Genomic DNA, 17004 nt, shown 5'->3' with positions numbered 1-17004 from the left:
GTGAACGCTCACGAAGTGGTCCAGAGCATCCTCTGTGAGACACGCCGTGTCAAGCACTTCCGCATTGATCCACCGGGCGTGTGGCACTAGCGTCGTCGTGACCGTGAAGGTTCACGAGACGACAAGGATCCGCATGTCAGCGCAGACCGCGAACACCGCCAGCACCACGACCCCGACGGTCGCCGACCGCCCCGGCTGGGCCGTCCTCGGCCCCGGGGGCATCGCCCGCCGCTTCCTCTCCCAGCTGCCCGCGAGCGGTGGTGCACTCGTGGCCGCCGGTAGCTCGTCCACCGAGCGGGCGCAGACCTTCGCCGACGAAGCCGCGCAGCTCGGGTTCGCCGACGTCTCTGCTGCGACCTACGACGAGGTCCTCGCCGACCCGCGCGTCGATGCCGTGTACGTCTCGACCGTGCACACCGGGCACGCGCGGCTCGTCCTCGCCGCGCTCGAGGCCGGCAAGGCCGTCCTGTGCGAGAAGCCCCTCGCCCCGAACCACGGCACCGCCATGGCGCTCGCCGATGCCGCACGCCAGGCCGGCCTGCCGCTGGTCGAGGCGTTCATGTACCGCTTCCACCCGCAGACCGCCGCACTGCTCGACCTCGTGCGGGACGGCGTGATCGGCGAGGTCACGCACATCGACGCCTCGTTCGCGTTCCGTACCGGTGAGCGGACCGGCCGACTGTTCGACGTCGACACGGCCGGCGGCGGGATCCTCGACGTCGGCGGGTACCCGGTGACGATGGCCGCCGCGATCGTGCAGGCCGCGACCGGTGTCGCCGTCGCCGAGCCGACGGAGCTCACTGCCACCGGCACCCTCGGGCCGACCGGCGTCGACGAGTGGACCGTCGCGCAGCTGACCTACCGCGGCGGCATCACGGCGTCCGTCCGCACCGGCGTCTTCGTGCAGGACGACAACGCCGTCGCGGTGTACGGCACGCGCGGTCGCCTCCTGCTCGCCGACCCGTGGACCCTCGGCGCCGACCCGACGATCGAGGTGCACGCTGTCGACGAGGACCCGCGCACGCTGTCCTTCGCCGGCGAGCACCCCTACGCACGTGAGGCCGACGCCACCACCGACGCCCTGCGTGCCGGTGCGGTCGAGGCAGCACAGATGACGATCGACGAGTCGCTCGCGACCGCCCGCACCCTCGACAAGTGGCGCGCCGCGATCGGCCTGCGCTACCCGTTCGAGGCCGAGTCCGCCGACATCCCCACCGTGAGCGGTCGGCCGCTCCGGGTGCAGGACGGCAACCCCATGCAGTACGGCGAGATCCCGGGTGTCGGCAAGCGGCTGTCGCGCCTGGTGATGGGCGTCGACAACCAGCCCGACCTGGCGCACGCCAGCGCGATCTTCGACCTGTTCGTCGAGCAGGGCGGCAACGTGTTCGACACCGGCTACATCTACGGCGGCGGTGTGCTCGAGGGCCGGCTCGGCAAGTGGATCCAGAACCGCGGCGTCCGCGAGGACGTGGTCGTCATCACGAAGGGTGCGCACACGCCGTTCTGTGACCCGGAGTCCCTGACGAAGCAGCTGCTCGAGAGCCTCGAGCGCCAGGGCACCGACTACGCGGACATCTACATGATGCACCGCGACAACCCGGACATCCCGGTGGGGGAGTTCGTCGACGTCCTCGACGAGCACCGCCGCGCCGGCCGCATCCGCGTGTACGGCGGGTCGAACTGGACGCCGGCACGCTTCGACGAGGCCAACGCCTACGCACGGGCGAACGGCAAGCACGAGTTCGAGGTCCTCAGCAACCACTTCGGCTTGGCCGAGGCCTACGACGTGCCGTGGGACGGCTGCGAGCACGCGACCGACGCCGCGTCGAAGGCGTGGCTCGAGGAGCGTCAGGTCCCGCTGCTGCCGTGGTCGTCGCAGGCCCGTGGCTTCTTCACCGGTCGTGCGACGCCGGATGACACCAGTGACGCCGAGCTCGTCCGCTGCTACTACAGCGACGAGAACTTCGAGCGGCTCCGTCGCGCGCGGGAACTCGGCGACCGGTTCGGCGTGCCCGCCACGGCGATCGCCCTGGCGTACGTGCTCAACCAGCCGTTCCCGACGTTCCCGCTCTTCGGACCGCGTACGATCGCGGAAGCCCGATCGTCCATGACGGGCCTCTCCGTCGACCTCACCCCGGAACAGGTGGCATGGCTGGACCTCCGCGACTGACCCAGTCGCCACCGGACGGCCCGCACTCCGGCGGCCGCGCGACGATCATCGACGTCGCCGCGGCCGCCGGGGTGTCCCGGCAGACCGTCACCCGCGCGATGAACGGCATGTCCGGCATCAGCGCGACCACGAAGGAACGGGTGCTCGCCGTCGCGGCGTCGCTCGACTACCGGCCGTCGCGCTTCGGCCGCGGGCTGGTCACCGGCGGGGACCACCAGCTCGGGCTCGTCGTGAACGACCTGCGGAACCCGTACACGCCCCAGCTCGCGTCCGCCGTGTTCCGGCTCGCCGCCGAGCAGGGGTGGAACGTCATGCTCGCCGACGTCGACCTGGCGAGCGACGCCGACCGGATGGTCCAGGCGCTCGGTGCGCAGACCGACGTGGTCATCGGCTACCTCGGCTCGCGCCGGCACCGGTGGAGCGAGCTCCTCGGCAACGTGCCGATGGTCGAGCTCGACCCGTCATCCGACCCGCCCACGGCGGCGGTGTGGATCGACCCCGCCGACGCGATCGAGGCCCTCGCCGACCACCTGGTGGCGACCGGGGTGCGGCACCCGGTCGTGCTCGACAACTCGTCGCCGGACCACACGAGTGCCCGCGGCCTGCTCATGCTGGACGCGCTGCGCCGCCGCGGCTACCTGCCGGAGCTCGTGCACGCGCCGCACGGCACCGCCGAGTGCGGTGCCGACGAGACGGTGCGGATCCTGGCTCGGAAGCGCCGACTCGACGCGATCCTGGCCTTCAACGACGTGATGGCGCTCGGCGTGCTGCAGGCCTGCCGCCGCGCGGGCGTCGACGTCCCCGGTGAGGTCCGGGTCGTCGGCGTCGACGGCCTGCCGCTCGGCGCTCTGGTGTCGCCGATGCTGACGACCCTGGCGGTCGACCTCGACGCCGTCGCGCGCGAGGCCCTCACGCTCGCGCTCGGCATGCTCGCCGGTGAGCTGCCGCGGCACGGCGCCGCAGTGCAGCGCACCGTGCGCCACAGCCTGCTGGTCCGCGACTCCGCCTGACGACGGCTGGCATGTCCGCCCGCCCGCCCCGCCCGCCCGCCGCGCCCCGCCCCGGCCCCGCCCCGAGGTTCCGAAATCTCGGCATGTCGGCGCTCAAGCCGCCCGACATCGGAACCCGGGCGGAGTCCACGCGGCGTGTTGTGGAACCCCGGCACCGGAACCCCGGCACCGGAACCCCGGCACCGAAACCCGGGCACCGGAACCCCGGCACCGGAACCCCGGCACCGGAACCCCGGCACCGGACGCAGGTCGTGCCATCGCCCCAGCCTCCCGCCCTGGGCGGGACCAGCCGTCGGACTGGAGGCGCGTGGCCAGCCCGCCACGGGCCTCCCGTCCGCCTGTTGGTTGCATTTGCAACCATAACCGTCCAGACGGTACACTGACGGAGTCCTGACGGGGCGCGTGTCCATCCCGCGTCCCGTCTCGTCTGCCCCACGCACCGCCCGCCGTCGACCAGGTCCGGCTCGAAGTCCCAGGAGTCCGCCGTGTCCGCACTGCTCACCAGTCCCATCGCCGCCCGCGTCACCGGCAGCCGCGCCCGACGGTTCCTCGCGCTCGCCGTGCTGATGCTGCCGGTCCTGCTCATCTCGGTGGACAACACCGTGCTGAGCTTCGCGCTGCCGTCGATCAGTCGTGCGCTCAACCCGGACGCCACCACGCAGCTCTGGATCGTCGACGCGTACCCGCTCGTCCTGGCCGGGCTGCTCGTCGTGATGGGCAGCATCGGTGACCGGATCGGCCGCCGTCGGATCCTGGTGATCGGGGCCACCGGCTTCGCGCTGTTCTCCGTCGCCGCGGCCTTCGCGACCGACGCCTGGATGCTCGTCGCCGCACGGATCGCGATGGGGGTGTTCGGCGCGATGCTCATGCCCGCGACGCTCTCGATCATCCGCAACGTCTTCGTCGACGCGGGGGAGCGGCGCATGGCGCTGGCCGTGTGGTCGACCATGTTCGCGGCCGGCAATGCCCTCGGTCCGCTCGTCGGTGGCACGCTGCTCGCGCACTTCCACTGGGGCAGCGTCTTCCTGGTCGCGGTGCCGATCCTCGTGCTCATGCTCGTCGGCGTCCCGTTCTGCGTGCCGGAGTCGCGCGACCCGATGCCGGGGCCGGTCGACGTGCCGAGCATGTTCCTGTCCCTCGGTGCGCTGGCGCCGATCGCCTGGGCGATCAAGTCGTTCGTGCACCCGGAGGAGCGCGGGTTCGCGGTCGCGATGCTCGCCGTCGGCGTCGTGTGCGGTATCGCGTTCGTCCGCCGGCAGCTGCGGTCCCGCACCCCGATGCTCGACCTGCGCCTGTTCCGCAGCACGGCGTTCACCGGCAGCGTGCTCATGAACCTGATGGCGATGTTCTCGCTGACCGGCTTCCTGTTCTTCATCGCGCAGCACCTGCAGCTCGTCGCGGGGCTCGATCCGTTCGCCTCGGGCGTCGTGCTCATCCCCGGATCGGTGCTCACGATCGTCGCAGGCCTCGCGGTGGTGCCGGTCGTCGCACGGGTCGCCCCGCGTTGGGTCGTGTCGGTGTCCCTGCTGTTCTCGGCCGCGGCGTACGCCCTCGTGGCGGTCCTCGGACACCACGCGTCGATCGCGGCACTGGCCTTCGCGTTCGTGCTGCTCGGCATCGGCATCGGGGCGTCCGAGACCGTCACGAACGACCTCATCATCTCGACCGCTCCGGCGGACAAGGCCGGTGCCGCGTCCGCGATGTCCGAGACGGCGTACGAGATCGGTGCGGTGCTCGGCACGGCCGTCCTCGGCACGATCCTGGCGACCACCTACCGGGCGCACGTCGTGGTGCCCGGCGGACTGAGCTCGACGGCGCACACCGCTGCCCAGGAGACGCTCGGCGGTGCGGTGTCCGCCGCGTCGTCCCTCGGTGGCGGCGCCGGCCAGGCGCTCCTCGAGTCGGCGCGGGCGGCGTTCGACTCCGGCGTGACGATCACGGCCGGCGTCGCCGCGGTGCTCATGGTGATCGCTGCCGCAGGCGCCGTCGTCATGCTCAAGCGCCGCTGACGCGCGCCGCTGACGCGCGCCGCTGACGCGCGCCGCTGACGCGCGCCGCTGACGCGCGCCGCTTCGTGAGCGGAAATGGTCGGGTTGCGCCACGCGACCCGACCATTTCTGCTCACGAAATCACCGCCACGGCGCGCCCGGGAGCCGTCGAACCTGTGAATCGTTGACCTCAACCATGGTTCAGGTCATACGTTGGGACATGCCCGCCCAGTGACGGCACACCCCCGCACGAAGGAACGACGACGAACACCATGCCCGACGAAGCCCCGGCGAACATCGCCGAAGCGTACAAGTCCGCGTTCCGCGGGCACCCGGCCGGCGTCGCCGTCATCACCGCCGAGGGGCCGGACGGTCCGACCGGACTCACCGCCTCGAGCGTCGCGAGCGTGGCTGTGGACCCGCCGGTCCTCGTCTTCTCGCTGTCCACGAACTCCGGGTCCGCCGGGGTCGTGCTCGGTGCCCCGGTCTTCGTCGTGCACCTGGTCGACTCGCTCAGCGTGGCGCTCGCCCGGCGGTTCGCCTCGACCGGCAGCCCGACCGCCGACGACCCGATCTGGGGCACCCTGCCCTCGGGTGACCGCTACCTGCCCAGTGCCGCGAGCGCGTTGCGGTGCCGCCCGCTCTCCACGACCCCGATCGGCAGCTCGACCGTCGTCGTCGCCGAGGTCCTCGACATCGTCGTCGGCCTCGAGCACGGCGAGCCGCTGGTCTACCACAACCGGGAATTCCACTCCCTCACCGATCGTTCCCGGCTCTCGTGAGCCGCGGAATCCCATCCGCAACCCACTGATCGAAAGGACCTCACATGGCTGAGTACACCCTGCCGGAGCTGCCGTACGACTACGCCGCACTCGAGCCGCACATCAGCGGCAAGATCATGCAGCTGCACCACGACAAGCACCACCAGGCCTACGTGACCGGAGCGAACACCGCGCTGCAGCAGCTCGGTGAAGCGCGCGAGTCGGGCAACTTCGGTGCGATCAACAAGCTCGAGAAGGACCTGGCGTTCCACCTCGGTGGCCACGTCAACCACTCGATCTTCTGGACCAACCTCGGCCCGGACACGAAGGTCCCCGAGGGCGAGCTCGCCGCGGCGATCGACGAGTTCTTCGGCTCGTTCGACACCTTCAAGGCGCAGTTCGCCGCCGTCGCGAACGGCATCCAGGGCTCCGGCTGGGCCGTCCTGGCCTGGGACACCGTCGGCCAGAAGCTGACCACGTTCCAGCTGTTCGACCAGCAGGCCAACGTGCCGTTCGGCCTCGTGCCGATCTTCATGCTCGACATGTGGGAGCACGCCTTCTACCTCGACTACCTCAACGTCAAGGCGGACTACGTGAAGGCCGTCTGGAACATCGTCGACTGGGAGAACGTCGCGGCGCGCTTCGCCAACGCGAAGTCGCAGTCGTTCGTGACGCTCTGATCCACCGACCGCGGGTCGCGTGACGCGACCGACGGACGAACGGGAGGCACGGTGCCAGCTGGCACCGTGCCTCCCGTTCGTGCATCACGCCGCGGTGACTGCCGCGCCGGCGGCGAGCCGGTCGGCGATCGCCCGGAGCGCGGCGTCGGTGTCGGCGCGCTCCCGGTCGACGATCGCGGTCCACTGGGCGCCGCGGGCAGTCGTCACGGCGTCGCGTGCGACGCGGTCGGCGGCCTCGGCGTCGTAGCCGTGTGCGAGGCACCACGCGGCGACCGCTGCCACGTGGCCCCGGTGCAGACCGCGTTGCCGGACCCGGCCGTCCATCGCCTCGACGCACCCGAGCTCGAAGGTGAGCCGGGCGGCGAGGGCTCGGTGCGGGTCGTCGAGGCGACCGAAGCTGGTCACCAAGTAGTCAGCCAGGGCGGAGCGGTCTGCCGCGGGATCGAGCGCAGCGTGGCAGACCGTGTCGGCCAGGTGCACGACGACGGAGTCGATGAGGGCATCGCGGGAGCCGAAGTGGTAGACGATCGGGTACGCACTGGTGCCCAGGATGCGACCGAGGCTGCGGACCGAGACGTCCTCGAGCTTGGTGTCCAGCAGGTGCAGGGTGACCTTCTCGAGGATCGCCGGCTTGAGCGTCGGGTCGGGCTTCCGGGGCATGGCATCTCCGTCGGATCGTCGGCGGCGGGCACACGACCCGCCACATCGTGGCATTGCGTATGTTACCGGTCACGTAGGGTGATTGGCCACCACGACGAGGGTACGAGTGGTCCCGAAAACGGAGCTTTGCTCGGTTCCCCGTAGACTGGGGCAGATGTCCATGCCGCAAGAGGCCTCCGTGCCCGTGTCGCAGCCCGAGGGCACCCGTGCCGGACGGGTGGTCGCCGGTCGCCGTCGCGGCGCCGGAAAACGGTTCCTGGTCGTCGGCGACGTTCTGGACGGCGTGCTCGTGCAGACCACCGCACACACCATCGGGGTGCACGACCCCGCCGCCGTGATCCGCCACCGACCGACCGGTGCAGCCGGCAACACCGCCGCCTGGCTCGGCTGGCTCGGTGCCGAGGTGGACCTCGTCGCGCGGGTGGGCGTCGACGACGTCTACCGGCACGAGCGGTCGCTGGAGGACGCCGGTGTCCGTCCGCACCTGCGCTACGACGCGATGACCTCCACCGGGGTCGTGGTGTCGGTGCGCAACGACAGCGGCCGCACGGCGATGTCCGACGCGGCCGCGAGCGGGAAGCTCACGGCTGCCGACGTCCCCGAGGCCGTGGCCCGACGCGCGGACATCGTGCACCTGACCGGGCACGCGATGCTCGGTGGCGGCGCCGACCGCATCGCGTCCCTGGTCGCCCGCGCTCGGACGGGATCGGCCCGGGTGTCGCTCGACCCGTCCTCGGCGGCCATCGTCCGGTCCGTCGGAGCTCCTGCCTTCCTCGCGGCCCTCGTCGGCGTCGACGTCCTCTTCCCCGGCCGGCAGGAGGCCCTCGAACTGACGGGGACGACCGACCTCGACGACGCGGTGCGGCGACTCACCGAGCACGTACCGCTCGTGGTGGCCACGGTGGGCGCCGACGGCGTGCTGGTGGGGCGACGCGGACGGAGCGTCCACCGCGTCCCCGCGACGCCGGCCACGGTCGTCGACACCGTCGGCGCCGGTGACGCGTTCGCCGCGGGCTTCGTGCGTGCCTGGGCGACCGATCCCGTGCGCGTCGGAGCGGCTGCACGTGAGGGCACTCGCGTGGCGGCCCGAGCACTCGGGTTCGTGGGTGGTCGCCCACCGGTGTGACGGTCGGTCGCCGGCGCAGCCCGGCCCCGGTGCGGCCCGTCGGCGCCCGCCCTGTCAGCGCTCGGCGGGCTCCGCCACGACGGTGAGGGTCTGGACGCGTCCTGCCGCGGCAGGGGCGAGGCGGATCTCGACGCGCAGGCGCCCGCAGGTGCCGGGCAGCCACCACCGCAGGTGCGACGGCGCCGACGACTGCTCGGCGACGGGAGCCGCGGTCAGGTCAGCGCCCACCTCGGCCACCGCCGCCGCGATCGCCCGACGGCGTCGGTCGTAGGGGACGTCCATCGCCACGTTCGGCGTGCAGACCGCGTCCGCCACGGCGTCCTGCCAGTCGGCCAGGAGGCCCGTCACGGCAACCTGCGCGGCTCGCGTCGCCCGGATGGTCGGCTCGGCGCCGGGGCGGCGCACCGGTCCGGTCGTCGTGTCGGGGTGCCCGTCGGACGCCGCCGGACGCGTTGCGTTCAGGAACAGGTCGTGTGCCTGCTGGGCAGCGGCGGAGACCTTCGCCTGCGTGGCGTTCTCGAACGCGACGACACCGAGACCGGTCTGTGCGGACCAGCGCATGTGTGCGGAGAACCCCGGGTAGCCGCCGGAGTGCGAGACGAGTTCGCCGAAGTGGTCGTCCTGCTCGAGGAACAGCCCGAAGCCGTACGCCGTGGCGCGTGACGAGCCGGGGACGACGGACGACGACACGACCCGCATCGCCTGCTGCATGAGCCGGCGGTCGGCGGGGGAGACCGGGCCGGGTTCCGGGGCAGCGGAGGACGCCGACCCGAGGTGCGTCGCCCACCGTGCGAGGTCGCGGACGGTGGAGAACAGTCCGCCGATCGACGAGAACGCACCCGGGCCGGTCATCGGCAGGGGTTCCCAGCCGCCGTCGTGCGGGCGGAACCCGGTGACGACCGGTCCCTGCGCCTCGGCCGCGCTGAACACCGTGTGGTCGAGACCGAGCGGTCGGAGCACGGTGTCACGTGCCGCCTGGGTGAACGGACGGCCGGTGACGACGGCGACGACCCGCCCGAGCAGGGCGTAGCCCAGGTTCGAGTAGGCGAACCGGGTGCCGGGCACGGAGTCGAACAACAGACCGCCACGCAGGACGTCGTCGAGCTCGGCGTCGCTGATCGACTCCTGCCGGTCCGCCCAGGGGTCGTCGGTGGGGAAGCCGGCCGACATGGTCAGCAGCATCCGCACGGTCGGCACGGGGGAGTCCGGTGTGGGCAGGGGCACCGCGCCGAACGCCGGGACGAACGTGGTGATCGGCGCGTCGAGGTCCAGTCGACCGTCGGACACCAGCGTCAGCAGTGTCGCCGCGGTGACGCTCTTCGTGCACGACGCGATCCGGTAGACGGTGTCGGCGTCCGGCCGCTGCCCGTCTCCGCGGTCGCCGTGGCCCCCGGAAGCGATGAGACCCGTCCGGTCGAACACACCCCACGCACTGCTCGGCGCGACGCCACGGTCGACACGGTCACGGAAGAGCGCGTCGACCTGCGCGACGGCGGCGTCCCACGGACTCATGACCGACGCATCTCGGCGTACGCGTCGAGGGCGCGCTGCCGGGTCGCCTTGAGGTCGACCATCGGCTCGGGCCGGAGCTCGTCCGACGGCACCCACCGGTGTACGTACTCGCGGTGCGGGTCGAAGCGCTCGAGCTGTCGGTCGGGGTTGAACACCCGGAAGTACGGCGCCGCGTCGAAGCCCGACCCGGCGACCCACTGCCAGTTCGCGGCGTTGTTGGCGGAGTCGGCGTCGACGAGGGTGTCCCAGAACCACTGCTCACCCACCCGCCAGTCGACGAGCAGGTTCTTGACGAGGAAGCTCGCGGTCGCCAACCGGACGCGGTTGTGCATGGCGCCGGAGTGCCACAGCTCGCGCATGCCGGCGTCGACGAGGTCGAACCCGGTCGTCCCGGTGCGCCACCGGTCGACCTCGGCATCGGGGGCGTCCCGCCACGGGAACGCGTCGAACTCGCGACGCACGTTCACCGTCGTGATGTCCTCGCAGTGGAAGTACTCGTTCCAGTTGAACTCGCGCCAGGCCAGCTGTCGCAGGAAGGCGGAGGCGTTCTGGCGCTGCTCGGGCTCGAGCGCTCCGTGCAGCCGGTGCCACACCTGGTACGGGCTGACCTCGCCCCAGCGCAGGTGCGGGGACAGGTCGCTCGTGGCGGCCATGGCGGGTTCGTCGCGCTGGTCGTAGTCCTCGAGCGCATGGGTGACGAAGTGCTCGAGCCGCTGGTGTGCGCCGTGCTCGCCGGGCTCCCAGGCATCGCGGAGTCCGCCGGCCCAGTCGGGGCGGGTCGGCAGGAGGTCCCACTGGCTCAGGTCGTCGCTCGCGACGCGGGCCGGGGCGGGCAGGTCGCGGGGCTTCGGGAGCGGGTGCCGTGGTTCCGGCATCGCCTGGGCAGCGCGCCAGAACGGGGTGAACACCTTGTACGGCTCGCCCTGTCCGGTGCGGACGGTCCACGGTTCCCAGAGCAGGCTCGCCGCGAAGCTGTGCGCCTCGATGCCGCGGTCGTGCAGGGCGCTCTTGATGCCGGCGTCGACCTCGCGCTCGGCCGGACCGTACCGACGGTTCCAGAACACGGCGTCAGCACCGGTGTCAGCGACGAGGGTGTCGATCACCGCGGCGGCCGCACCCCGTCGCAGCACCAGCCGCGAGTCACGGTCACGCAGTTCGCCGTCCAGCGCGGTGAGCGAGTGGTGGAGCCACCAGCGGCTCGCCGCGCCCGCGGGACGGATGCCGGGGGATTCGTCGTCGAGGACGTAGACCACCGTGACGTCGCCGCCGTGGTCGATCGCGGCACGCAGTGCGGGGTTGTCGGCCAGCCGCAGGTCGTCGCGGAGCCAGACCAGTGCGCCGGTCACACCGCTGCCGGGTCCGACTCGGAGACCGACCGCGCGACGGCCCGTCGGCCCGGGGCGGTGCCGACCGCGAGACGCAGCTTCGTGCAGAGCTCGGTGAGCGTGCGGAGTTCGGCGTCGGACAGTCCGGCGCCGACCTGCTGCGCGATGCTCGCCGCGTGCTGCACGGCCACGTGGCGGTAGACGTCGAACCCGTGCGGGGTGAGTGCCACGATGACGCCGCGGGCATCGGACGGATCCGGCTGCTTCTCGACGATCCCGCGGGCGAGCAGACGATCGACCAGACGGCTCACGCTCGGCTGGGTGAGGAGCAGGTGGCCGGTGAGGTCACGCATGCGGCAGCGTCGACCGGGCTGCGTCGACAGGTTGAAGCAGACGTCGTACTCGTTGAAGGAGATCTCGCCGCCGGGGAAGTCCGCGTTGAGGCTCCGCATCACGGTGACCTGGGCGCGGAACAGTGATTCCCAGGCGGCGACGGCGGTCGCCTTCTCGCTGCGGCGTGACTCGCTCACGATGGCGCTCCCCTCTGGTCGGACGGTCCGTCCACACTACCGACGGCCCCCGACAGGCGCGGGTTCGACATGCACGCGCTCGGACATGCACGAGGGCCGGCCGCTCTTTCGAGCGACCGGCCCTCTCCCTTGCACCAAGAGTTTCCTGCAATCACATTCCGCAGGCGGTGCCACAGCAAACACCGTCTGCACGACCGACTGTATAACGAAGCGGTAACGGCGCGCTAGCCTCCCCGTGCGTCGTTCGCTGCGAGTTCACCAAGAGCGACCGATCAGGATCAGAAGAGGTCGGGCGAGGGCGTCGAGGCGTAGCGCACGGCCACGTCGGCGTGCCGGTCGAACCGGTAGCCCACGCCGCGGACGGTGCGGACGATCTCCTCGAACGCGCCGAGCTTGGAGCGGAGCCGGCGCACGTGCACGTCGATGGTGCGTTCGTTCGGGGTCTCGTCCTCGCCGTCCGACCACAGGCCGTCGATGATGGCCGAGCGGTCCACCGTCTGGCCCTCGCGCAGCACCAGGAACTGCAGGAGTTCGAACTCCTTGTAGGTCAGGGGTGCTGCGTCGCCGTCGAGCGTGACGCGCTTGCGGGAGATGTCGATGACGACCCCGGTCTCCTCCGGCTCGGGCTTCTCGGCCTGCTTGCGGGCGGCGACCGCGGACCGGTCCTGCAGGGCCAGGCGGACGACGTCGACGTCACGGCCACCGGACTGCTCCGCGGCGACGGCGACGGCCGCGTAGGTCTCCGAGTTCGGCACCAGCTGCGCGGTCAGTGCCTTCAGCTGCTCGACGACGGCTGCGAGGGTCGTGCCGGCCGCTGCCGCCTTCGCCTCGTCGATCCCGACGTAGAGCGCGAAGCCACGGGCCTCGGTGCCCTCGGGCAGGGAGCGGTTGCGCTGCGGTGCCACGACCGGGCTGGTCGGCACGCTCGTCTGCCCCGTCGTGGCCGGCGTCGCGGGACGCGGACGGATCGGGGTGACCGTCCCGAGGTCGGTCGGCGCCGGAGCGGCGGTGCGGAGCGCGGTGCGGGGCTGGGCGATGGTGAGCGACATGGTGGTTCTCCGGGCGATGTGGCCGGTGCGCGTGTGGCGCTGGCGGCGGTGTCGAATGCGTCGACCCGGGTACGGCTGGATGCCGATGTGCCCTGCGGTCCTGCTGCGGACCGGGACGGACCCGGGGGAACGGGAGACAGACCTCGTGACGTGGTGCGCGTCGCCGACGGTGTCCGTCACCCGGGGATCACGCGCTCGCGACCGGGGTGGTGTCGCGGGGGATCCGGCTGGAACGGGTGCCGATCAGGCACACATTCGACAACGCATGACGGCGACCGGCATCATCATGCCAGCAGTCCCCTGGACCTCGGAGAGGACGCGGGTGGACACGGTTGCAGTCATGGGACGAGTATCGGCGGTATACCAAGGTGGTGTCAACCGTCCGAGCAGACGGTGCGTTCCGCGCACCGGTGGCGGTGGACCGGGCTGACGGACGACGGGAGGCCCGTGGCGGTGTCGCCACGGGCCTCCCGTCGATCGTCGGTGACGTCGACTGCCTACTCGGCCAGACCGTAGAGGCGGTCGCCGGCGTCGCCGAGACCGGGCACGATGTAGCCGTTCTCGTCGAGCTTCTCGTCGAGGGCGCCGAGGACGATCGAGACGTTTCGGTCGCCAACGGCCTCTTCGACCATGGCGAGTCCCTCCGGCGCACCGAGGATGCACACGCAGGTGATCTCCTCGGCACCGCGTGCGAACAGGAAGTCGATGGCAGCGGCGAGGGTCCCGCCGGTGGCCAGCATCGGGTCGAGCACGAAGCACTGACGGCCGGACAGGTCGTCGGGCAGGCGCTCGGCGTAGGTCTGCGGCTCGAGCGTCTCCTCGTTGCGGGCCATGCCGAGGAACCCGACCTCGGCCGTCGGCACGAGCTTGACCATGCCCTCGAGCATGCCGAGGCCGGCGCGCAGGATCGGGACGACGAGCGGACGCGGCTTGGCGATCGAGACGCCCATGGTGTGCGCCACGGGGGTGTCGATGGGCGTCGCGGTGACCCGGACGTTCCGCGTGGCCTCGTACGCGAGGAGCGTGACGAGCTCTTCGGTCAGGGCGCGGAACGTGGGGGAGGGTGTGGTCCGGTCGCGGAGCACCGAGAGCTTGTGGGTGATGAGCGGGTGGTCGGCGACGTGGACTCGCATAGGGTCGAGCCTACCGTGCTGCCGACCACCTGGAGGTCCCGTGGAAGCGCCCGCTGCCCGTCCGTTCGTCCCGGCGATGCAGCGCGCGCTCGACGAGGCCCGGGCCTGCCTGGCGACCGGCGACGTGCCCGTGGGGGCGGTGGTGCTCGACCGCGACGGCGTGGTCGTCGCCGTCGGCCGGAACGAGCGTGAGGCGCTGCAGGACCCGACCGCCCACGCCGAGGTGCTCGCGCTCCGCGCGGCCGCTGCGGTCACGGGGGACTGGCACCTCGACCAGCACACGCTCGTCGTGACGCTCGAGCCGTGCCCGATGTGCGCCGGGGCGATCCTGGCCGCACGTGTGCCGCGGGTCGTGTTCGGCGCCTGGGACCCGAAGGCAGGCGCGACCGGCAGCGTCTACGACATCGCCAGGGACCGCCGGCTGCCGCACCGCTCCGAGGTCGTCGGCGGCGTGCTCGAACGCGAGTGCGCCGCGCTGCTCGACGCGTTCTTCGCCGGGCGGCGCTGAGCCGGGCGTCGCTCAGTCAGCGGTGAGGATGACGATCGCCTCGGTCGGCGGGCGCGGACCGGTGCGGAGCACGTCGGGCTCGACGTAGATGACCCGGGCGATCGGCACCGCGGATCGCACCCGGTGCTCGACCGTGTCGATGCCCGCGGCGACGTCTCCCAGGCGGCGGTCGCCGTCGACGGCGACCTTCACGCCGACCATCAGCTCGTCCGGACCGAGGTACAGGGTCTTGATGTGGATGATCGAGTCGACCTCCGGGCCGTCGAGCACCGCGTGCTTGATCCGCTCGACGTCGGCGGCGGTCGCGCCTTCCCCGACGAGGAGGCTCTTCGTCTCGATGCCCAGGACGACCGCGACGGCGATGAGCAGGGCGGCGATGAAGATCGTGCCGATCGCGTCGAAGACCCCGTTCCCGGTGATCGCGGTCAGCCCGACGCCGAAGAGTGCGAACACCAGGCCGAGCAGTGCCGCGGTGTCCTCGAGCATGACGACGGGCAGCTCCGGGGCCTTGGCTCGGCGGACGAACTGGACCCAGCTGAGCGTGCCCTTCTGCGGGCGGGCCTCCTGCAGCGCGGTGCGGAGCGAGAAGCCCTCGAGCCCGATCGCGATGACGAGCACGACGAGCGGCAGCCACCAGTTCTCGAGCGGGTGCGGGTGGGCGAGCTTCTCGATGCCCTCGTAGAGCGAGAAGACGCCGCCGACGGAGAACAGGATGATCGAGACGACGAAGGCGTAGACGTAGCGCTCGCGGCCGTAGCCGAACGGGTGCTCCTCGTCGGCAGCGCGGCGCGCCCGGCGACCACCGAGCAGCAGGAGGAGCTGGTTCGCGGAGTCGGCCAGGGAGTGCACACCCTCGGCCAGCATCGACGCGGACCCGCTGATCGCCGCCGCGACGAACTTCACGATCGCGATGCCGACGTTCGCACCGAGTGCGGCGAGGATCGCCTTCGTGCCTCCTGAAGCGCTCACAGCTGTCCCCTTCTCCCGATCTGGAAGACGATCCTAGGCGAGGCCGGTCGGTAGGGTCGGGAGCATGACGATCGACCTGCCCCGTACCGCCCTGCTCGGCGTCGGCTCCATGTCCGGCTCGGTCCTCGACGGCCTGCTCGCCGCCGGACTCGATCCGGCGACCGTGACCCTCACGACGAAGTCCGAGGCGTCGGCGGCCGCCCACCGGGAGCGCGGGCTCGACGCCACCGCGAGTGACACCGACCCCGACGCGAACCGCTCGGCCGTCCGTGGCGCGGCACTCGTCGTCGTCGGTGTGAAGCCGTACATGATCGCGGACCTGCTCGACGAGGTCGCCGCCGACCTGGAGCCCGGTGCGGTGCTGGTCAGCGTCGCGGTCGGCACCACCACCGCGAGCATGGAGGCTCGGGTGCCCGCCGGCGTCCGGGTCGTCCGTGCCCTGCCGAACACCCCGATCGGCGTGGGCCACGGCGTCACCGGCATCAGCGCCGGCGCCTCGGCGGACGCCGAGGCCGTCGCGCTCGCGTCGTCGGTGTTCACGGCGTCAGGACGGGTGATCGAGGTGCCCGAGGAGCAGCTCGACGCCCTGTCGGCGGTGTCCGGCTCGGGCCCGGCCTACGTCTTCCTGCTCGTCGAGGAGTGGCAGCGATCCGCCGAGGCGCTGGGCTTCAGCCCGGAGCAGGCGGCCACGATGGTGCAGGGCACGCTCCGGGGTGCCGTCGAGCTGCTCGACCGGTCGGATCGCGGACCCGCAGACCTGCGGCGCGCCGTCACGAGCCCGAAGGGCACCACCGAGCGGGCCGTCGCGGTGCTGCAGGACGCCGACCTCGCCGACACCTTCCTGCGCGCGTCGCGTGCGGCGATCGCTCGCGCGGAGGAGATCGCGGCGTCCTAGCCGCGTCCGGGACTACTCGTAGGCGGCGAAGCGCTCCAGGTCCGTCTCGGACCCCGAGACGATGATCACGTCGTTCTCGCCGATGATGCTCTCCGGGGTCGCCGGCACGAACGGGCTGCCCGGCGGCTTGATGCCGAGCACCGTCAGACCGAACCGCGTGCGGATCACCGTGGTCGCGAGGTCCTTGCCGCGCACCGCCCGCGGCGGGAACATCTTCACCACCGCGAAGTCGTCGTCGAACTCGATGAAGTCGAGCATGCGCCCGGACACCAGGTGCGCCGTGCGCTCGCCGGCCTCGCGCTCCGGGTAGACGACGTGGTTCGCGCCGATGCGGGACAGGATCGTGCCGTGCGACCGGCTGATGGCCTTCGCCCAGATCTGCGGGATGCCGAGGTCGACCAGGTTCGCGGTGATCAGCACGCTCGACTCCAGGTCGCTGCCCGTGCCGACGACCGCGATCGCGAAGTCCTGCGCACCGATCTGGCGCAGGGCGTCGATGTCGGTCGCATCGGCCTGCACGGCGTGCGTGACCCGGTCGGACCACTTCTGCACCAGGCCCGGGTCGGTGTCGACGACCAGCACCTCGCGGTCCTGCCGTTCGAGCTGACCGGCGGTGGCGGCGCCGAACCGGCCGAGGCCGATGACGAGCACGGGTGCGTCGTGACTGATCGCACCCATCGGGTGCGGG

The 17004-nt window shown here is 71.8% G+C and carries 16 protein-coding genes; 8 read left to right on the top strand and 8 right to left on the bottom strand.

The genetic code is table 11. The annotated features are described in order from the left end of the window. Positions 1-133: 133 nt before the first annotated feature. From EDF42_RS11370 to EDF42_RS11350, 5 genes are all read left to right on the top strand, one after another. On the top strand, positions 134-2170 hold the full coding sequence (locus tag EDF42_RS11370) for an aldo/keto reductase (RefSeq protein ID WP_123672381.1): 2037 nt from the start codon (positions 134-136) through the stop codon (positions 2168-2170). Next, complete coding sequence (locus EDF42_RS11365; RefSeq protein WP_123672380.1) at positions 2149-3180, top strand: LacI family DNA-binding transcriptional regulator; 1032 nt, start codon at positions 2149-2151, stop codon at positions 3178-3180. Before EDF42_RS11370 ends, EDF42_RS11365 begins: the two co-directional genes overlap by 22 nt. Positions 3181-3665: 485 nt before the next feature. Next, a complete protein-coding gene (locus EDF42_RS11360; protein WP_123672379.1) occupies positions 3666-5189 on the top strand; it encodes an MFS transporter in 1524 nt (507 codons plus the stop codon). A 251-nt stretch (positions 5190-5440) separates the two neighbouring features. Then, entirely contained in the window at positions 5441-5950 is a 510-nt protein-coding gene (locus tag EDF42_RS11355) for a flavin reductase family protein (protein WP_111084301.1), read from the top strand. 44 nt (positions 5951-5994) lie between these two features. Continuing rightward, entirely contained in the window at positions 5995-6609 is a 615-nt protein-coding gene (locus tag EDF42_RS11350) for a superoxide dismutase (protein WP_123338827.1), read from the top strand. An 84-nt stretch (positions 6610-6693) separates the two neighbouring features. On the opposite strand, the gene EDF42_RS11345 is transcribed toward EDF42_RS11350, so the two are convergent. Then, positions 6694-7269: a hypothetical protein gene (locus tag EDF42_RS11345; RefSeq protein ID WP_123672378.1), complete on the bottom strand. Its 576-nt coding sequence runs from the start codon at positions 7267-7269 to the stop codon at positions 6694-6696. A 154-nt stretch (positions 7270-7423) separates the two neighbouring features. Between EDF42_RS11345 and EDF42_RS11340 the strand changes: the two genes are divergently transcribed. Beyond that, complete coding sequence (locus tag EDF42_RS11340; RefSeq protein WP_123672377.1) at positions 7424-8395, top strand: carbohydrate kinase family protein; 972 nt, start codon at positions 7424-7426, stop codon at positions 8393-8395. Between the two features lie 54 nt (positions 8396-8449). On the opposite strand, the gene EDF42_RS11335 is transcribed toward EDF42_RS11340, so the two are convergent. The 5 genes from EDF42_RS11335 to upp all read right to left on the bottom strand — a co-directional run bounded on the left by EDF42_RS11335 (position 8450) and on the right by upp (position 13944). Continuing rightward, a complete protein-coding gene (locus EDF42_RS11335) occupies positions 8450-9907 on the bottom strand; it encodes a serine hydrolase (RefSeq protein WP_123672376.1) in 1458 nt (485 codons plus the stop codon). Continuing rightward, positions 9904-11253 carry a deoxyribodipyrimidine photo-lyase gene (locus EDF42_RS11330; protein ID WP_123672375.1) on the bottom strand — a complete coding sequence of 450 codons (1350 nt, stop codon included), beginning with the start codon at positions 11251-11253 and terminating at the stop codon, positions 9904-9906. Before EDF42_RS11330 ends, EDF42_RS11335 begins: the two co-directional genes overlap by 4 nt. Then, on the bottom strand, positions 11250-11762 hold the full coding sequence (locus EDF42_RS11325) for a MarR family winged helix-turn-helix transcriptional regulator (RefSeq protein WP_123672374.1): 513 nt from the start codon (positions 11760-11762) through the stop codon (positions 11250-11252). Before EDF42_RS11325 ends, EDF42_RS11330 begins: the two co-directional genes overlap by 4 nt. 278 nt (positions 11763-12040) lie before the next feature. Continuing rightward, a complete protein-coding gene (locus EDF42_RS11320) occupies positions 12041-12811 on the bottom strand; it encodes a winged helix-turn-helix domain-containing protein (RefSeq protein WP_123292081.1) in 771 nt (256 codons plus the stop codon). Between the two features lie 497 nt (positions 12812-13308). Beyond that, positions 13309-13944: a uracil phosphoribosyltransferase gene (gene upp, locus EDF42_RS11315; RefSeq protein ID WP_111084293.1), complete on the bottom strand. Its 636-nt coding sequence runs from the start codon at positions 13942-13944 to the stop codon at positions 13309-13311. 76 nt (positions 13945-14020) lie between these two features. Between upp and EDF42_RS11310 the strand changes: the two genes are divergently transcribed. Continuing rightward, positions 14021-14452: a nucleoside deaminase gene (locus EDF42_RS11310; protein WP_123672495.1), complete on the top strand. Its 432-nt coding sequence runs from the start codon at positions 14021-14023 to the stop codon at positions 14450-14452. A gap of 12 nt (positions 14453-14464) precedes the next feature. Here EDF42_RS11310 and EDF42_RS11305 read toward each other — a convergent pair whose 3' ends face one another. Continuing rightward, positions 14465-15421 carry a cation diffusion facilitator family transporter gene (locus tag EDF42_RS11305; protein ID WP_123338833.1) on the bottom strand — a complete coding sequence of 319 codons (957 nt, stop codon included), beginning with the start codon at positions 15419-15421 and terminating at the stop codon, positions 14465-14467. Positions 15422-15485: 64 nt separating this feature from the next. Between EDF42_RS11305 and proC the strand changes: the two genes are divergently transcribed. Beyond that, positions 15486-16316, top strand: coding sequence for a pyrroline-5-carboxylate reductase (proC, locus tag EDF42_RS11300; RefSeq protein WP_123672373.1), 831 nt, complete (start codon positions 15486-15488; stop codon positions 16314-16316). 12 nt (positions 16317-16328) lie between these two features. Here the strand turns inward: proC and EDF42_RS11295 are convergent, their stop codons facing one another. After that, positions 16329-16994, bottom strand: a complete 666-nt coding sequence (locus EDF42_RS11295; RefSeq protein ID WP_111084290.1) for a TrkA family potassium uptake protein — start codon at positions 16992-16994, stop codon at positions 16329-16331. Positions 16995-17004 lie beyond the last annotated feature (10 nt).

The organism is Curtobacterium sp. PhB172 (assembly GCF_003752545.1).
Classification (GTDB): Bacteria; Actinomycetota; Actinomycetes; order Actinomycetales; family Microbacteriaceae; genus Curtobacterium.
Note: the sequence above shows the minus strand (reverse complement) of the source record. Positions and strands in the feature narration are given on the sequence as shown.